Annotated in this window: 17 protein-coding genes and 1 pseudogene; all 18 read right to left on the bottom strand. The window is 45.4% G+C overall.

Annotation, left to right across the window (positions count from 1 at the left end; translation table 11 throughout):
* Positions 1 to 219 precede the first annotated feature (219 nt).
* Positions 220 to 498, bottom strand: a pseudogene (locus DXC51_RS24770) (DEAD/DEAH box helicase family protein); the annotation flags it as partial.
* Between the two features lie 92 nt (positions 499 to 590).
* Positions 591 to 1,625: a DUF8451 domain-containing protein gene (locus tag DXC51_RS24765; protein WP_243003267.1), complete on the bottom strand. Its 1,035-nt coding sequence runs from the start codon at positions 1,623 to 1,625 to the stop codon at positions 591 to 593.
* A gap of 24 nt (positions 1,626 to 1,649) precedes the next feature.
* Positions 1,650 to 1,892 (bottom strand): hypothetical protein, encoded by a 243-nt coding sequence (locus tag DXC51_RS30145; RefSeq protein WP_243003266.1) that lies wholly within the window; start codon positions 1,890 to 1,892, stop codon positions 1,650 to 1,652.
* A gap of 406 nt (positions 1,893 to 2,298) precedes the next feature.
* Entirely contained in the window at positions 2,299 to 2,511 is a 213-nt protein-coding gene (locus tag DXC51_RS24760) for a hypothetical protein (protein WP_117545602.1), read from the bottom strand.
* Between the two features lie 160 nt (positions 2,512 to 2,671).
* Positions 2,672 to 2,896 carry a hypothetical protein gene (locus DXC51_RS29695; RefSeq protein WP_181970191.1) on the bottom strand — a complete coding sequence of 75 codons (225 nt, stop codon included), beginning with the start codon at positions 2,894 to 2,896 and terminating at the stop codon, positions 2,672 to 2,674.
* A 153-nt stretch (positions 2,897 to 3,049) separates the two neighbouring features.
* Positions 3,050 to 3,145 carry a DUF6718 family protein gene (locus DXC51_RS30800; protein ID WP_353612059.1) on the bottom strand — a complete coding sequence of 32 codons (96 nt, stop codon included), beginning with the start codon at positions 3,143 to 3,145 and terminating at the stop codon, positions 3,050 to 3,052.
* A gap of 69 nt (positions 3,146 to 3,214) precedes the next feature.
* Complete coding sequence (locus DXC51_RS24755) at positions 3,215 to 3,961, bottom strand: Fic family protein (RefSeq protein ID WP_330413874.1); 747 nt, start codon at positions 3,959 to 3,961, stop codon at positions 3,215 to 3,217.
* On the bottom strand, positions 3,921 to 4,064 hold the full coding sequence (locus DXC51_RS30495) for a hypothetical protein (protein ID WP_320918898.1): 144 nt from the start codon (positions 4,062 to 4,064) through the stop codon (positions 3,921 to 3,923). Before DXC51_RS30495 ends, DXC51_RS24755 begins: the two co-directional genes overlap by 41 nt.
* Before the next feature lie 308 nt (positions 4,065 to 4,372).
* Positions 4,373 to 5,383 carry a serine hydrolase domain-containing protein gene (locus DXC51_RS24750; protein WP_117545601.1) on the bottom strand — a complete coding sequence of 337 codons (1,011 nt, stop codon included), beginning with the start codon at positions 5,381 to 5,383 and terminating at the stop codon, positions 4,373 to 4,375.
* A gap of 172 nt (positions 5,384 to 5,555) precedes the next feature.
* Complete coding sequence (locus DXC51_RS24745) at positions 5,556 to 6,803, bottom strand: S41 family peptidase (protein WP_117545600.1); 1,248 nt, start codon at positions 6,801 to 6,803, stop codon at positions 5,556 to 5,558.
* Positions 6,804 to 6,949: 146 nt separating this feature from the next.
* Positions 6,950 to 8,176, bottom strand: a complete 1,227-nt coding sequence (locus DXC51_RS24740) for a murein hydrolase activator EnvC family protein (RefSeq protein WP_021638743.1) — start codon at positions 8,174 to 8,176, stop codon at positions 6,950 to 6,952.
* 39 nt (positions 8,177 to 8,215) lie between these two features.
* Positions 8,216 to 9,115, bottom strand: coding sequence for a permease-like cell division protein FtsX (gene ftsX / locus DXC51_RS24735; RefSeq protein WP_021638744.1), 900 nt, complete (start codon positions 9,113 to 9,115; stop codon positions 8,216 to 8,218).
* Entirely contained in the window at positions 9,105 to 9,845 is a 741-nt protein-coding gene (gene ftsE / locus DXC51_RS24730) for a cell division ATP-binding protein FtsE (RefSeq protein WP_021638745.1), read from the bottom strand. The genes ftsX and ftsE overlap by 11 nt, the downstream gene beginning before the upstream one ends.
* Positions 9,846 to 9,886: 41 nt before the next feature.
* On the bottom strand, positions 9,887 to 10,975 hold the full coding sequence (locus DXC51_RS24725; RefSeq protein ID WP_025488408.1) for a PucR family transcriptional regulator: 1,089 nt from the start codon (positions 10,973 to 10,975) through the stop codon (positions 9,887 to 9,889).
* 207 nt (positions 10,976 to 11,182) lie between these two features.
* Positions 11,183 to 11,860 (bottom strand): WecB/TagA/CpsF family glycosyltransferase, encoded by a 678-nt coding sequence (locus DXC51_RS24720; protein ID WP_147332402.1) that lies wholly within the window; start codon positions 11,858 to 11,860, stop codon positions 11,183 to 11,185.
* 327 nt (positions 11,861 to 12,187) lie between these two features.
* Positions 12,188 to 13,114, bottom strand: a complete 927-nt coding sequence (locus DXC51_RS24715; RefSeq protein WP_117545598.1) for a type II CAAX endopeptidase family protein — start codon at positions 13,112 to 13,114, stop codon at positions 12,188 to 12,190.
* A gap of 9 nt (positions 13,115 to 13,123) precedes the next feature.
* A complete protein-coding gene (locus DXC51_RS24710) occupies positions 13,124 to 13,963 on the bottom strand; it encodes a CvfB family protein (protein WP_117545597.1) in 840 nt (279 codons plus the stop codon).
* A gap of 8 nt (positions 13,964 to 13,971) precedes the next feature.
* A complete protein-coding gene (locus tag DXC51_RS24705; protein ID WP_021638751.1) occupies positions 13,972 to 14,685 on the bottom strand; it encodes an acyl-[acyl-carrier-protein] thioesterase in 714 nt (237 codons plus the stop codon).
* Positions 14,686 to 14,767 lie beyond the last annotated feature (82 nt).

The following is a 14,767-nucleotide window of genomic DNA, read 5'->3' as shown; positions in this document are numbered from 1 at the left end:
TCATTACTATTTGTGCCGCGCCCGAAGGCGCGCGGAATGGAGATTAGTATGAAATTTTATTGAGAAGAGGTCTAGCTGATAATTGATCTAATACTTTTTCTTTACGAATGAAGGTCACTTGTCCACCTAGTCCGCCTGGTGTTATTCCGTCCATATAGTCCACAAAATATAGTATAAATAGCACTAAACAACACCAATCAGTAGTGGTCGGAATTTCATTTCATAGTAGGAAACGAAATACTCCACCGCATTGTTGGAAAAAAATTCTTTAAATTCTCCATATAACTGGCCTGCTAATGTCTTGTTATGGGCAATAATCAAGGTTGGCTTATTCAGGGCCCGGATAACATTGGCCATGGTAAAGGTCTTACCGGATCCGGTAACACCAAGTAATGTCTGAAACTGATTGCCTTTCTGAAAACCTTTCACCAGTTCGGCGATGGCGTAGGGCTGATCACCGGTTGGTTTATATTCTGATACTAATTCAAAATGATCCATATTTATCTCCATATTGTGCAAATCTATTACACTAAGTTTAAAGGATATTAACGCATTTTATTGCAAAAAAAGCATTTTAAAACGCATTTATTTTATAATACAATCCAGCGACCAGACTTTTTGCTACCCTCATGTTTAATCTGTCCAGATTCAACCATCTTTTTTATAGTTCTTTTCACACTGGATAATGAAACTCCTATTATTTCTGCCATTTGAGGTTGACTGATATTTGAATTCATTACTAAAATATCAATTATTCTTTTTTCAAGCAAAGTTTTCTCATACCCAGTTGAATTTATCGGTTCATTTATCGGTTCATTTATCGGTTCATTTTGGATTTTTGAACCGTTATTTCCCTGTGATAATTGCTTCTGAACGAATGGCAATATTAAAATCGTTCTATCCGGATTATACTGCTCTTCAATCACTGGCGTTTCCCAGCCCTGTGATTTCCAAACATCAAAAATATCTGGCACCCCACTACCAGCACGCTCACCGATTCCAATGATATTAAACATCTTCATCAGCGCCTTATTTCTAGGATCAGATATTCCACCTTTCAGCATCTGGTTTTTTCCGGTTCGGATATATCCCGGATTCTCCATAATCACATGCTCAGCATCTTTCCGAATCACAATGCCACGTGGCACAAAAAAGTCTGTATTAGTCAAGCAGTTGGCAAGTGCCTCTCGCATTGCCTTATGCACTGGTATATCATCAATTCTGGTAATTCCATCCAACTTGAACGGAATCTTTAGATCTTTTGTGATTTTGCTGTTCACACGAAAAAAGAAGCCGAATAAATTTCCTGTCCAATCACCAGAGCTTGACTGCAGACGATCGGTCCATCTGATTGTTGGATCAAGCATTTCTCTATAATCCAAAAAGTATTCCTGATACTCGTAAAGAATCTTATACTCCTCGCCAAACATCAAAAGGCCTGCTCCGGTTGGACGAATCCGTTTATCGGTACGTGATTGTCTGGCAGCCCCAATCTGCTCTAAATACTCTGCATCCGAAAGTTTTTCCCACACATGATTTGGACGCAGCGCTACATGTCTGCTGCGATAGGCATGTATGGTATCCAAATTCAAATCACTGATTTCCAACTCATCCAACACCTTCATATCCGATGTTTCTTCTGTCTGATCTCAAAGCATGGCACGTACTTCACCTGGAGTGCAATGATAATCACCCTCTCCATTTCGTCGGAATGTTCCGCCAAATAAATTGTCATTCAGGTAAACCGGTTTTTCCTCACGTGTTGCCTGTGGCACATGAATAGACATAACAACATCGTCATGAATCTCATATGCTTTTACATCCTCATCTGTAAGCAGGTTAATACTGACCTTCTTTCTATCATTGATTACATTCCAGAAATCCTTTTTCAATTTTTCAATATTTTTAAACCGGTTGTTGCAAAACTACCATCCTCACGCTCAATTACACCAAGCAGAATTACCCCGCCATAACAGTTTGCCATGGCAGAGTACGTATCCCATAAGCTATTTGGCAAACCGCCTCTTGTTTTTTTTGCCTCCAGGCGATAATTTTCCCGATAATCATCAAAGTGTTTTATATCAAAATCTATCTATCTTCACCTGCCTCTCTTCTATTTTTTCAACAAATAATTCTCTCATTTTCACTGTTCCCAAATTCATCTAACAATTCCTTCGATAGATTTTTCAACAGTTTTTTTCGTACATCTAACCTCTGATTAAATTCGCTACATGCGTGTAGCGAATTCATATTGCGTTCCCCATACGTTCCATATCCGTTTTATAGTCAAAAGCATAATCAGATATTGTAATTTTGCAACAACTGCTCTATCTTAGTTTTTAACTTTTCTATTGTAATAACATGCGGCTGCGCTTTTGTTATTCCTGTTTCAATAATCTTTACATATGCTTCTTCTATATCTTTTGCATGCTGTACGGCTTCTATTTCATCTGTATAATGTTTAAATATTTCCTCAATTTTACACTCAAATAAACATCCATATATCTCCATGCACTCTAGCAACAAGCGATAGTTAATTTCCTCTCACGAGATTGTCATGGCACACTCAGTTGCATCTCCCCGACACTCGCATTTAATCTGCGGTAACTCTCCTTTCAGAATAGGTGTATTAAAGATAACGCCAATCCCAAATTACCCATATATATCCCATTTATGCCCTTTTATCAAAATTTTTCTGGTTCTTCAATTTTTCCAAATCTAAATCCATACGAGATAATAAAGGTAAATAATATAACTTCATAGCAGTAGACAAAATACTCCACCGCGTTATTTGGAAAAACTCTTTGAATTCTCCATATAGCTGGCCTGCCAATGTTTTGTTATTGGCTATGATCAAGGTTAGTTTATATTCTGAAACTATTTCAAAATGATCCATAAAAGTCCTCTTTTATGAATACATTAGTTATTCTCTTCTTCATAATCAGTAATATTCTTCTTACGTAAACCTCATTATATCAGAATATAAAAACAAAGTACAGAGAAACATCGAATGTTTGTTCTATACTTTGTTTTTATTTCATCAACATATTTACAACAGCTTTTTTAATTCTGCCTCTGTATCAGTAAAGTGATATAATTCATACTCTTCATGAACAGAAGGTCTACTAATAGTAATAGGTGTAATTTTACCATATCCAAGATAATACTAATTCAATTATCATCTATTTCTTTGTTCCATTTGGACGAAACCCTATCATTCCATAGCGTCCTTCCGCACATAAAAGGTTCTGCGACCAGTTCCGCATTTCACAATGACCTCCTCATCGGTAAGTCGTTTCAATGCTCCCAGCACAGCAGAACGGCTTCCGCTGGGACAATCAGCAATCACTTCTGCGCCGGTAAACTTACCAATTTTTCCGGTCACATAGGCTTTTACCACATCATAGACCGTGCTTCGATTACTGTCGGATACCAAACCTACTCTGGCTTCAAACTCAGTATAGCAGGCAAGAATCATCTGAAGCATATACTTAATGAATGGCGTGGGATCATTCTGTTCCTCATGCCATCCTGCATCAATGCATTCCAGTACACCGTAATAGACATCTTTGGTTTCCTCTATCTTCTTTTCAACACTGATATACTTACCCACCTCATAGCTATTTTGATAGAGAAGTAACAAGGTGAGCAGTCGGCTCATTCTTCCATTTCCATCATTAAATGGATGGATGCACAGAAAGTCGCAGATAAAAGTCGGAATCAGAATCAGAGGGTCTATGACCTCCATGGCCAATGTCTGACGATAGCTTTCACAGATGGCCCCAATCGCTGGTTCTGTTTCATAAGGGGCCAGCGGAGTAAAGCGTGTCACTACAGTTCCGTCTGGTTTTGTCTCATTAATATGGTTCTGTATGTTCTTAAATTGACCGCCATATGACAAGCCGGCATGTTTTAATAAATCACGATGGGCGTCCCAGCTCCACAGGCTTCTGCCACACATATAGTTCCTGTTTTCCTTTATATTCATGTATTTTGGCAACATAAGTAAGAATTTCGCTATCCCACATCCGGTCTGCCAGTTTCATATAATCAAATGTTCTCATATCCGTACCCGTCTTTGACAGAATCTTTTCGTCCAGCCTTTTACCCTTTCGTCCATATTATAGTTTAATATGGACGAAATATTCAATAGGTAGATGAAAAAATAAATGGACAGGCTCAGTTATGCAAGAGCCCCCCTCATATAGCTTTCATTAACCAGACAGCCCAGAAAGCAACGGCACAAGAGCAGTACCAATCGAGGCTTTTTTCTTCTCTGACAACAGTTCAGTGCACCGGGAATATTGGTGCAAAAACAGTCGTTAAGCTGGCCTATAAGACCGTTTTTGCGCCATCCTGAACCCTTACAATACTACTTATAAAATTTCTTTCTGATCTTTCTCATTTCTTTCCAGACATTATCCCCATAATTACTTACCAAAACAGAAATCATGCCATTATTAGGATTATATTCAGAAAGAAAACTCACACCAGGGTCACAGCCCTGAAAGTAAACAAAATCTTTGCCACATGGATTGTCAATAATCCATATCCCATAGCCATAATAGCCTTCTTCGGCATCAATACCGTCCCCGCTTTGCTTAGTAAACATTTTTGAGAGAAGCTCCTTTGAAATAAGTTTTCCGCTCAATAAATTCGTCCAAAAGCTAAGGATATCTTTTACCGTGATAAACGCTCCCCCTGCGCCTGTTCCATTTACATCAACAGAAAAAATATTGGTACGGTAATCATCTGTGTCAGCACAATAAATATAATTATTTGCACATTTTGCCGGTAATCTGTCCAGTGCATAGTAACCCGTTCCGCTCATACCGCATATATCAAAGATATTTGTCTGCAGATATTTGTCAAAATACATTTCCGTTACTTTTTCGATTATTGACGCAAGCAGCACAAACCCTGAATTATTATATTGGAATTTTTCACCCTTCGGATACATCATAGGCTTCTCTATAAACAACGGGAGCAGGTCATTGTTATGTCTGATTTTGTAATTAGGAAAATCAACCCATAAATCCTCGTATTCGTCCATAATGCTTTCATCAAAATAATCCGGGACTCCCGAAGTATGATTTAATAATTGTTCTACTGTCACATCTGCATCTATATCGTGCAAATCAATATCCAGCAGTTTTCCTAATGTATCATCAAAATTCAGTTTCCCTTGTTCAATTAACTGCAAAATGGCTACCGCAACAAAGACTTTTCCTGCTGATGCGCTTGCAAATTTTGTTTCCAACGTATTTGGAATTTCATTGGCCAAATCAGCAAAGCCTGATACATTTTCTATTATCACCTTACCATCTTGGACAACGTATATATTACCTCTGAAATCACTGTCAATTATTTCTTTTATATCCATAATCCACCTCGCTGAATCGCTTGATTTTATCAATCCTGTTCTTTCGAAGCCTTCGAATAACCGCTTCGTCCTCAACTTCAATTCTTCTACTCAATATTTATATAAAAACAGAGCTATGATACCGTACCCATTGTATCACAGCCCTGCACGGCAAACACGTGCGGCCAACAGTTTACTGCCCATCCCCCAGCTTCCCGTTCATTACTTCAATCGCCTTATTCAACTGGTTATCCACACCGTCATTATAATAAGCTTCCCCGTCAAACTTCTCCTCAATATCCGGTGCAATACCGATTTTATGGATATTGTTCCCATTCGGGGTATAATAGTTGCTCACGGTAAGCTTTACAGCCGATCCGTCAGAAAGGGAAATAATCCGCTGCACAATACCCTTTCCAAAGGTCGTTGTGCCCACCAGCGTTCCGATTCCATAATCCTTAATCGCCCCGGCCAGGATCTCCGAAGCACTGGCGCTGCCGCTGTCCACAAGGACTACCAGCGGCTCCTTTATCTGGTTTGTTCCATCGCAGGTATATTCCGTCCTTTTCCCGTTCTTGTCTTCCGTATATACAATCAGGCCTTTGGGAAGGATCTCGCGGGCGATATCGCAGACCGTGTTCAGATTTCCGCCCGGGTTTCCTCTCAGGTCAAGAATCAGCCCCTTCATTCCCGAACCGCGGCATACTGCCAGGGCTTCCGTAAACTGATCCAGGGTTACCGTGTCAAACTCGGTAATCTGGATATATCCGATGTTGTTGTCCAGCATCTTCTGGTTAACAGTAGGGCTTTCCACCTTTCTGCGCACAACGTCAATTTCCAGATAATCCGACTCACCCTCTCTGATAATGGTAAGATGCACCGTAGTGCCTTCCTCGCCCTTTACCTTGCTGACTACCTGCGTCAGCTCCAGTCCCTGGACCTCTTCCCCATCCACCTTATAAAGAAGATCTCCTGCCCGCAGCCCGCTTTCCTGGGCGGGCGTACCTTCGATAATCCCCGTCAGGCGGGGCAGGCTGGTGTCCGCATCAATGCCGATATAAGCGCCGATGCCATAATAGATACCCTCAGTTTTGTCCTGCAGCTCTTTCAGTTCCTCAGCTGAATAATAAACGGAGTAGGGATCTCCCAGAGCTTTAACCAGCCCATCGTACACGCCTTTTTCCAGTGTCTGTTCGTCCACGCTTTCCAGATAATACTTTCCTATGGTATCCTCCAGCAGCTTCAGCTTATCCATAGTCCGCTGATTGGCAACAGTATCGCTGCCTGTGTTTTCTGCCGCGCTCTGTGACGCTGCCTCCTGCGCTCTTGACGCCTGAAACAGATTCCAGGCGGAACGCCCCATAAAAACACCGCTTAAAATCAGCGCTGCCGCCAGTACTCCTGTAACTATCCCTCCCAAGAAGCTTTTCTTATTACTCATCGTTAACCTCGATTCCTGCGGCTGTCAGGCCGTTTTACTAAATGTTTATCCGTCAGTGGCTCCGGAAAATAAAAACCGGGCTGCAAGCTTTATCCGCTGCCCCCGCCCGGTTCCAAAGTTTACGTCCTGTTCTAGTATATAGTAAACTATTTTAAATAATTCCAGGGGTTTACATATTCCCCGTTCAATCTCACACTGAAATGCAGATGAGGTCCGGTGGAACGTCCCGTGGAGCCTACCGCTGCGATCTGCTGCCCTTTGGTCACCGTCTGCCCCTGGGAGACATTCAGTGAGGAAGCATGCATGTAAATTGTATAAAGCCCGTCCCCATGGTTGAGCATGACGTAATTTCCCATAGAGCTGTTATATGCGGCGCCCACCACGGTTCCGTCATAGGCCGCCAGTATCGGCGTACCGCTGGCCGCTGCAAAATCCACACCGTTATGGAACTTCTTCACACCAAGCGTCGGATGGATTCTGTAGCCGTATTCATCTGAAATCCTCTTATAAGAAGTAAGCGGGAACTGGAACATGCCTCCGTCATAGGTCACCTTCGGCTTATTTAATTCCTCCAGCTGCTTTCTTTCCGCCGCTGCCGCCGCTTCCAAAGCGGCGATTGTGGAATTCTGCGCCGCAATATCCGCTTCATATTCCTTGATGGCAGCCTCTTTATTGCTGATATCGCCCTGAAAAGCAGTAATCTGCTGTTCCTTCTGGCTGATCAGCGTTTCCAGGCCGGCTTCTTCCTTTTCCACCTCAGCCTTGGCCTGCTCCAGCACCTCCTGCTCCTCCTCCAGCGCCTTTTTACATGTTTCCACCAGTTCACGGTTCTTCTGGTACTCTTCCAGCTGCCGCTGGTCATATTCATTCATCTGCTCCATGTAATTGGCATTGTTGAGAAATTCCCCGAAGCTCTTTGAAGCCAGCAGCATCTCAATATAGTTACTGCTTCCCCGTTCATAGGAATACTGGATGCGCACCTTCATGGCCGCATACTGCTGCTCCTCCCGCTCAATGGCTTCCTCCAGCTGCTTCTGGGTCTCCCTGATTTCCTCTTCCTTTTCAGAAATCATGGACTTCAGCTCATTGATTTTAGACTGAATCTGTGCAAGATTGCCATCCAGCTGCTTTACATATGCCTCCAGGTCATTTTTGGAGCTCTCCAGGCTGTCTACCATGGCCTGTATATCCGACATTGTGGACTGAAGCTGTTTTTTCTGCTCCTGTGCCTCCGTTATCGCAGATTCCTTTTCCTTAATGCTCTGCTCCAGTTCGCTGGAGGTTGCCGCTTCGCTTCCTATTTCCGGAAAAAACCAGGAAAAAAGAAGCACAAGGCAGAGCAAAAGACTGATATCTCTTCTGTTCTTTATCATATTCTCCACCGCACCGCACAGACAAACCGCTTCGTCTTATCAGACACGCAGATGCTTGCGGACCGTAATGAAACTTCCCATGAAACCGATGCCCACACCAACGATTACTATGACCGGGGCCAATGTTGTAAAAATTGTATTTACAGGCAGGAAATGCAGCAGATTAGACAGTACGGAAAATTTGGTCCCTATATAATCCACAACCTTATTGTATAACACATAAATCGTTCCCAGAGGGAATGCGGATCCGAGGATGCCGATCAGGATACCCTCAATTACAAAGGGCGCCCTTACAAAGAAATCCGTCGCTCCGATATATTTCATAATGCTGATTTCTTCCTTTCTGACAGAAATACCAATGGTAACGGTATTGCTTATCAGGAAAACAGAAACAAGCAGCAGGATCAGGATAATGCCCGCCGACACATATGCCACAAGTGCATTCACACCCGTAAGGGTGGTTGCCGCAAGCTCCGACTGGTTGACCGTCTTGATCTCCGGTATGGTGTTCAGATAATCCACCAGCGCCGCCTGCTCCGCGATATCCTTCATATAGATCGCGTAGCTGGCTGAATTCTCAAGGGGGTTATCCGGGAAGCCATCAGAAAATTCCTCAGGAATCCAGTTCGCCCTGTAATAATCCCAGGCTTCATCCGCGGAGGTAAATTCCACCTTGGACACCTCTTCCCGCGCCTCTATCTTATCCCCGATTTCCTTCATTTGCTCTTCCGTGGTACCCGGCTGGAAGAAAATCGTAACCGACACGCCTTCCTCCGCCGTTTTCACAATACTCTGGAAGTTGGCAATCACCGCATAAAACAATCCGAAAAGAAACAGGCAGGCGCTGATAGTCGCCACTGAAGCGAGAGAAAACCATTTATTACGGAAAATATTGATAATACCCTGTTTCAGCGTATAAAAAAATGTACTAATTCTCATCGATATAACCACCTTTTTCTTCGTCGCTCACGATGACGCCTTTCTTCATCGTAACAACCCGCTTACGCATTTCATTTACGATTTCACGGTTGTGGGTTACTACCAGTATTGTGGTTCCCCCTTCGTTGATTTTCTCCAGAAGCTTCATGATTTCCCAGGAGTTCTTGGGATCCAGGTTTCCGGTAGGTTCGTCGGCAAGCAGGATGGGCGGCCTGTTGATCAGAGCCCTGGCCAGGGCCACTCTCTGCTGCTCCCCGCCGGAAAGCTGCTTCGGCTTTGCTTTATATTTCCCCGCAAGCCCCACGGTCGCCAGAATTGCCGGGACATTCCGTTTGATTTCCTTTGTGGGTACCTGGATAATCCGCTGTGCGAACGCCACGTTCTCGTAGACATTCCTGTCCTTGAGCAGACGGAAATCCTGGAATACGATCCCCAGGTTCCTTCTGTACCTTGGTATCTGGCGCGGCTTCAAATCCGCCACGCTCTGTCCGTTCACCAGAATGGTGCCGGAGGTGGGCGTCAGTTCCCGCAGCAGAAGCTTGATGAGGGTGGACTTTCCGGAACCGCTGTCACCCACGATAAAAACAAACTCTCCCTTTTTTACCCGCAGGTTCACTCCGTTCAAAGCAGGAGCGCCCGTCGAATAGCTCTTGCTTACCCTGTCAAGAACTATGACGGAGCCGTCATCCTTAATTCTCCTTTTTGTCTTCCTCGTACCAAAAAGTCCCAAAACCTACACCTCGCTATCCCGGCGGCCTAAAAAACGGCAGCCTAATATTCAAACGTTTCCATGTACTTCATATATTTTACAACCATCAACGCGATCTTAAAGGTAATGGCATCCTCAAACACACGCAAATCAAGACCGGTGCTCTTCTGCAGCTTATCCAGGCGGTATACAAGCGTATTCCTGTGGATAAACAGCTGACGGCTTGTCTCTGATACATTCAGGCTGTTTTCAAAAAATTTATTGATTGTGGTAAGCGTCTCTTCATCGAAATCATCCGGGCTTTTCCCGCCGAAAATTTCCTTGATAAACATCTTGCAAAGAGGAATGGGAAGCTGGTAAATCAGCCTTCCGATACCCAATTCATTGTATGCGATAATGTTTCGTTCGTCAAAGAAAATTTTTCCCACATCCAGCGCCATTTTGGCTTCCTTGTAGGAGCGGCTCACCTCTTTGATTTCTTTTACTATGGTTCCGTAGGCGATACGCACGCCCGCAATTCCTTCTTTTTCCAGAAAATCGTCAATGGTCCTGGCCGCGCGTTCGATTTCCTTGCCGGCGTCAGCCTCCACCAGTTCCTTTACAACGATTACATTATTTTCATCCACTGCCGTGATGAAATCCTTGTTATTGCTGCCAAAGCTGCCGCGCATCAGTTCCAGGACATTGCTGTCCCTGCTGTTCTCCGATTCGATGATCAGCGCGACTCTGGACACGTCCGTGGGAATATGAAGCTTCTTCGCCCTGCTGTAAATGTCCACCAGAAGCAGATTGTCCAGGAGCAGGTTCTTAATGAAATTATCCTTGTCAAACCGTTCCTTGTAAGCTACCAGAAGGCTCTGAATCTGGAAAGCAACCATCTTCCCGATCATGTAAACGTCCTCGCCGGAGCCTCCGATCACAAGGATATATTCCAGCTGCGCTTCATCAAAAATTTTGAAAAACTGGTAACCCTGCACTTCCTGGCTGTCTGCGGGGGATCTGGAAAAATCCTGTGCAGCACCCAGACAATTGCTCATTTCCTCGGATGTCGTTGCGATCATTTTGCCGTCCACGTCAACGACACACAGGTCAACCCGTGCGATGCTGCGCAGCCCGTCAATTGTCGTCTGTAATACCTGATTTGATATCATATTCTTACCCCACTCCTTCTCTATGCAATTTCCACAAACGTTATGGCCGCCGGAAAATTGCCTATTGTAACACCCTTTTTCCATTTTAATTGAAAACCACAAAAAGATCCATAGGAAACTCAAAAAATTTATGCACTTTTGAGCTTTTTTTTCATTTATCCTATTTTTTACCTTCTGGGCAACCTAAACAAAAAAAGACAGGCTCATTCACCCGTCCCTTTTCTTATTGTATTCATTCACATTATGTGCAAAAGCCCGGTATACCAGCTTGCGCTTCAGCCGCGCGAACAGGGAGGGATTCTGCACCCAGGTCACCGCTCCAAAGGGGAGGGAAACCCATAGCTCCGCATTAACAAAATGTCCATAGTCATGCATCAGATAAAGATCCTCCGGCCACGGCATTCTGGATATCACCACATCCGGCGCCAGGTCGTTAAGTGCATTAACAAGTCTTTCCGGCTGGTTCCCAAAATCTTCATAGGCACCGCAGCCCCGGATCAGGAGATTATCCTGATATTCGGAAATGATTTCCCCAAGCACCTCCAGATTGTCATGGGTATCCGCCAGAAGATACACACTGTTGCGGTTCCTTCCGAATTTCTTCAGAAGCTCCCGCAGATAAACCTTTTCGTCAATCTCGCGGATTCTGTTCCTTCCGGCTATCCCTGCTGCCTCAAGCACATCCGGTTCCGTACAAATCGTCATGTCAACAGCCTCCAGGCACTCCCTCAGCTGTTCATCCTTGGATGCCTGCGCCAGGTTGGAACTGGAAATATACACAATCGTATTAAGCGCCCCGTTGTGCAGGAAGCTGTCTGTATTGCGCAGCGCTTCGCGCGCCCCGTAATCATATAATTTAATTCCTAATATCGTATATTTCTGCATACCTTCACCCTGACAAAAAATGCCTGTCCCCGACATGATATACTGCAACACCTGCAGTATATCCGCTTCCTTCGTCGGCTTCCCCAAAAAAGCCCACAGGAATAAGACCGGCACCTTCTGCGCACAGACCCCCCAGCCATTATCGTTCCGCCGGCACGGCCGTCCTGCAACAGCTGTCCGGCAGGCGGCCTTTCGGTCCGCACATAACCTACGTCCTATTATAACAGATAATATCCAGGCGCGCAACGCGCCTGTCTTATGCGGGCGTTTTATAGAAAAAAATCAGTACCCGCGAAGGGACTGAACAGGTACAGGATTCGTTACAGCTTACCCCTGGCTGAGAAAAACGTTCAGCAGCATGTAGGCCAGGCAGACCACAATACCTATTACCAGCGGCACGCTGACCAGCCTGCCCTTTTTCTTTCCGCTTTTCCGCTCCTGCAAAAGCCACGCCGCATATTCATCCCGTCCCTGGTTCCTGCACAGCCATACGAGCACGCAGGCTGCCAGCGCCGTACATACTACGGCAATAACCAGGTATATGCCGATTAACGGAAGCATATCCTCGGCGGTAACCGCCGCCTGCGTCTGCTGCAGCCATACCTCAGGCATAAAATGCTGGTAAAAATACATCAACAGCACCGACTGGGCATTGAATATCACATGCATCAGAACGGAGGACCACAGGCTTCCCGTAGCTTCAACAAGCACGGCCATGGCAACGCCCAGGGCAAACGCGTAGGGCGCCTGGTTAAAATTCATATGCATCAGCCCGAAAAGCAGGGAAGACAGAAGAACCGCTCCCGTTACGTTCCCGCTTTTCAGATAACCTCTGTATACTACGCCTCGGAAACAGAACTCTTCACAGAACGGCCCGAACAGCGCCATCATGAAAAAGGTCAGCCAGAAGGGAAGGTTCATCACCTCACTGCTGATGGAAGTGACGGCATTGTCCACAAAAAGCATGCTGATCGCATTTAAAAGCGTCGTCAGCGGCTGCATCAGAAAGGTATAGAGGACAATCATCAGCACTGAAGATATTTTCAGCTTATGAAATCCCAGCACCCGGTTCGGTTTTTCTTTGGAAGCAAGCAGGGCAATCACCGCGGGTACCGCCAGTATCAGCTCGCTTACCAGGAGATTGACGGCCATCCCCATCTGAAACACATTCTGCAGCGCTATCAGAACCCCGACCACCGCCAGATGCAGCATTATCACACCCAGGAAATACCAGTTTACTTTCTTGTAATTCATGCCCTGCTCCTATTTTATCTTTCTGATGGATTTTTCCGTAATCTCAATGAGGCCGTTTTTCAGCAGATGGCCCACCGCTCTTTTGAATTCATTCTTGCTCATATTAGTCTCTCTTTTAATGACCTCCGGCGAAGCCTTGTCGTTGAAAGGAAGCACGCCGTCAAAGCTTTCAATCAGCCTCATGACCTTATCCGCATCCGTTTCTATGATGAGATAGGCTTTATCGCGCACGCTCAGATCCAGCTTTCCGTCCTCATGAACAGCGATAACCCTGGCCTCCACCGTATCTCCCACCTTTAATTCCCCGTACATTTCCCTGGGGGGGATCAGGGCGGAATACTGATTATCCACCGCGACAAACGCACCGAATTGGCGGCTGATTTCATAGAGATGGCCGCTCACACGGTCATCCTTATGGTATGGGCTGTCCGTTTTCAGATAATGATAAATTTTCATGGTTGCGCACAGACGGCCGCTCTTATCCACATACAGCGCCGCAGGAAAGCTTTCCCCTTCCTGGACGCGTCTCGTCTGTTCCTTAAACGGCAGAAAAAGATCCTTTTCCAGGCCCCAGTCCAGAAAAGCGCCCAGCTTTCCCGTCTGAGCCACGGTCAGCACCGCCACCTCGCCAAGGCACAGGCCGGGCTTTGTGGTTGTGGAAATCAGGCGGTCCCTGGAATCCCTGTATACAAATACGGTAATCCGATCCCCCAACCCGCAGCCCTCCGGCACCTGTTTCCCGGGAAGCAGGACCTTGTCCTCCCTGTTGTCCTCCGGAGCCAGGTAAACACCGAAATCCACCTTTTTTACAACCGTCAGCTCCTGCATTTTTCCTAATTCAATCTGCATAATTTTCCTCACTGCTTCTGTTTTCTGAACTCCACAACCGCATAGGGCTGTCCTGCCCCGTCACACAGGGATACCTTCAGCGTATCCTCCTGTTCAAACACCTCAGGCACAATACAGTCATGGAGCAGCGCGGACTTTCTGTATTCCGCACGCATCTGCCCGATGGAAAACCCTTCCGGCAGATAGTCCTGGGCCATATAAATATACTGCCCGTTATTTACATGATGATTACTGTCCAGATGCTGTTTCCCTACCGTAAAGGAGGGCATTTTCCTGCCCTCTCCCTCCAGGCTTATCTTGCGCGGCTCATAATCCATGGGAAGCTTTGGCTCCGGCACGTAGGCCTTCACCATTTCCTCCGTGGGACGCGCAGGGCGCCCGGCCTTCAGATCCATCAGGCTCCAGATAGAGTTTGCCCTGATAATGCGCTCCCCTTTATCATCCTCCATAAAAAAGTTACGGAAGCCCATGAAGCCTCTGAATTCATAGGGATATGTGCCAATGGTTATATTGTCACATAATTTCGGGTATCTGTCTATCACAATCTGCCAATAGGACATCACCCACACAAGACTGCGTTCCTCAAGATAATCAATCCCCACGCCAAGCTGCTCCGAATGGAACGTGGAGCAGTCCTGAAAATAATCTACAATAGACGCTATGCTCAGCTTCCGCTCCGGGTCCAGCTCGCTGTATCTGACTTTGCTTTGAAATGTATACACTTATATCTTCCTCCTCCGGAAACCGCTGTATGCGGCTATCCGGTTTTCCGGTCTGAAATTTTATTATAACTCAGGATGCCGC

It is taken from the genome of Eisenbergiella massiliensis (assembly GCF_003435485.1).
This window is presented reverse-complemented; position numbering and strand designations above follow the sequence as displayed.

Excerpts from the sequence above, each read along its gene's own strand:
- DXC51_RS24765 (WP_243003267.1), bottom strand. The coding sequence starts at position 1,625 with ATGAAGGTGTTGGATGAGTTGGAAATCAGTGATTTGAATTTGGATACC.
- DXC51_RS24760 (WP_117545602.1), bottom strand. The coding sequence starts at position 2,511 with ATGGAGATATATGGATGTTTATTTGAGTGTAAAATTGAGGAAATATTT.
- DXC51_RS29695 (WP_181970191.1), bottom strand. The coding sequence starts at position 2,896 with ATGGATCATTTTGAAATAGTTTCAGAATATAAACTAACCTTGATCATA.
- DXC51_RS24755 (WP_330413874.1), bottom strand. The coding sequence starts at position 3,961 with ATGTGTGGCAGAAGCCTGTGGAGCTGGGACGCCCATCGTGATTTATTA.
- DXC51_RS30495 (WP_320918898.1), bottom strand. The coding sequence starts at position 4,064 with ATGAGAACATTTGATTATATGAAACTGGCAGACCGGATGTGGGATAGC.
- DXC51_RS24750 (WP_117545601.1), bottom strand. The coding sequence starts at position 5,383 with ATGGATATAAAAGAAATAATTGACAGTGATTTCAGAGGTAATATATAC.
- DXC51_RS24745 (WP_117545600.1), bottom strand. The coding sequence starts at position 6,803 with ATGAGTAATAAGAAAAGCTTCTTGGGAGGGATAGTTACAGGAGTACTG.
- DXC51_RS24740 (WP_021638743.1), bottom strand. The coding sequence starts at position 8,176 with ATGATAAAGAACAGAAGAGATATCAGTCTTTTGCTCTGCCTTGTGCTT.
- ftsX (WP_021638744.1), bottom strand. The coding sequence starts at position 9,115 with ATGAGAATTAGTACATTTTTTTATACGCTGAAACAGGGTATTATCAAT.
- DXC51_RS24725 (WP_025488408.1), bottom strand. The coding sequence starts at position 10,975 with ATGATATCAAATCAGGTATTACAGACGACAATTGACGGGCTGCGCAGC.
- DXC51_RS24720 (WP_147332402.1), bottom strand. The coding sequence starts at position 11,860 with ATGCAGAAATATACGATATTAGGAATTAAATTATATGATTACGGGGCG.
- DXC51_RS24715 (WP_117545598.1), bottom strand. The coding sequence starts at position 13,114 with ATGAATTACAAGAAAGTAAACTGGTATTTCCTGGGTGTGATAATGCTG.
- DXC51_RS24710 (WP_117545597.1), bottom strand. The coding sequence starts at position 13,963 with ATGCAGATTGAATTAGGAAAAATGCAGGAGCTGACGGTTGTAAAAAAG.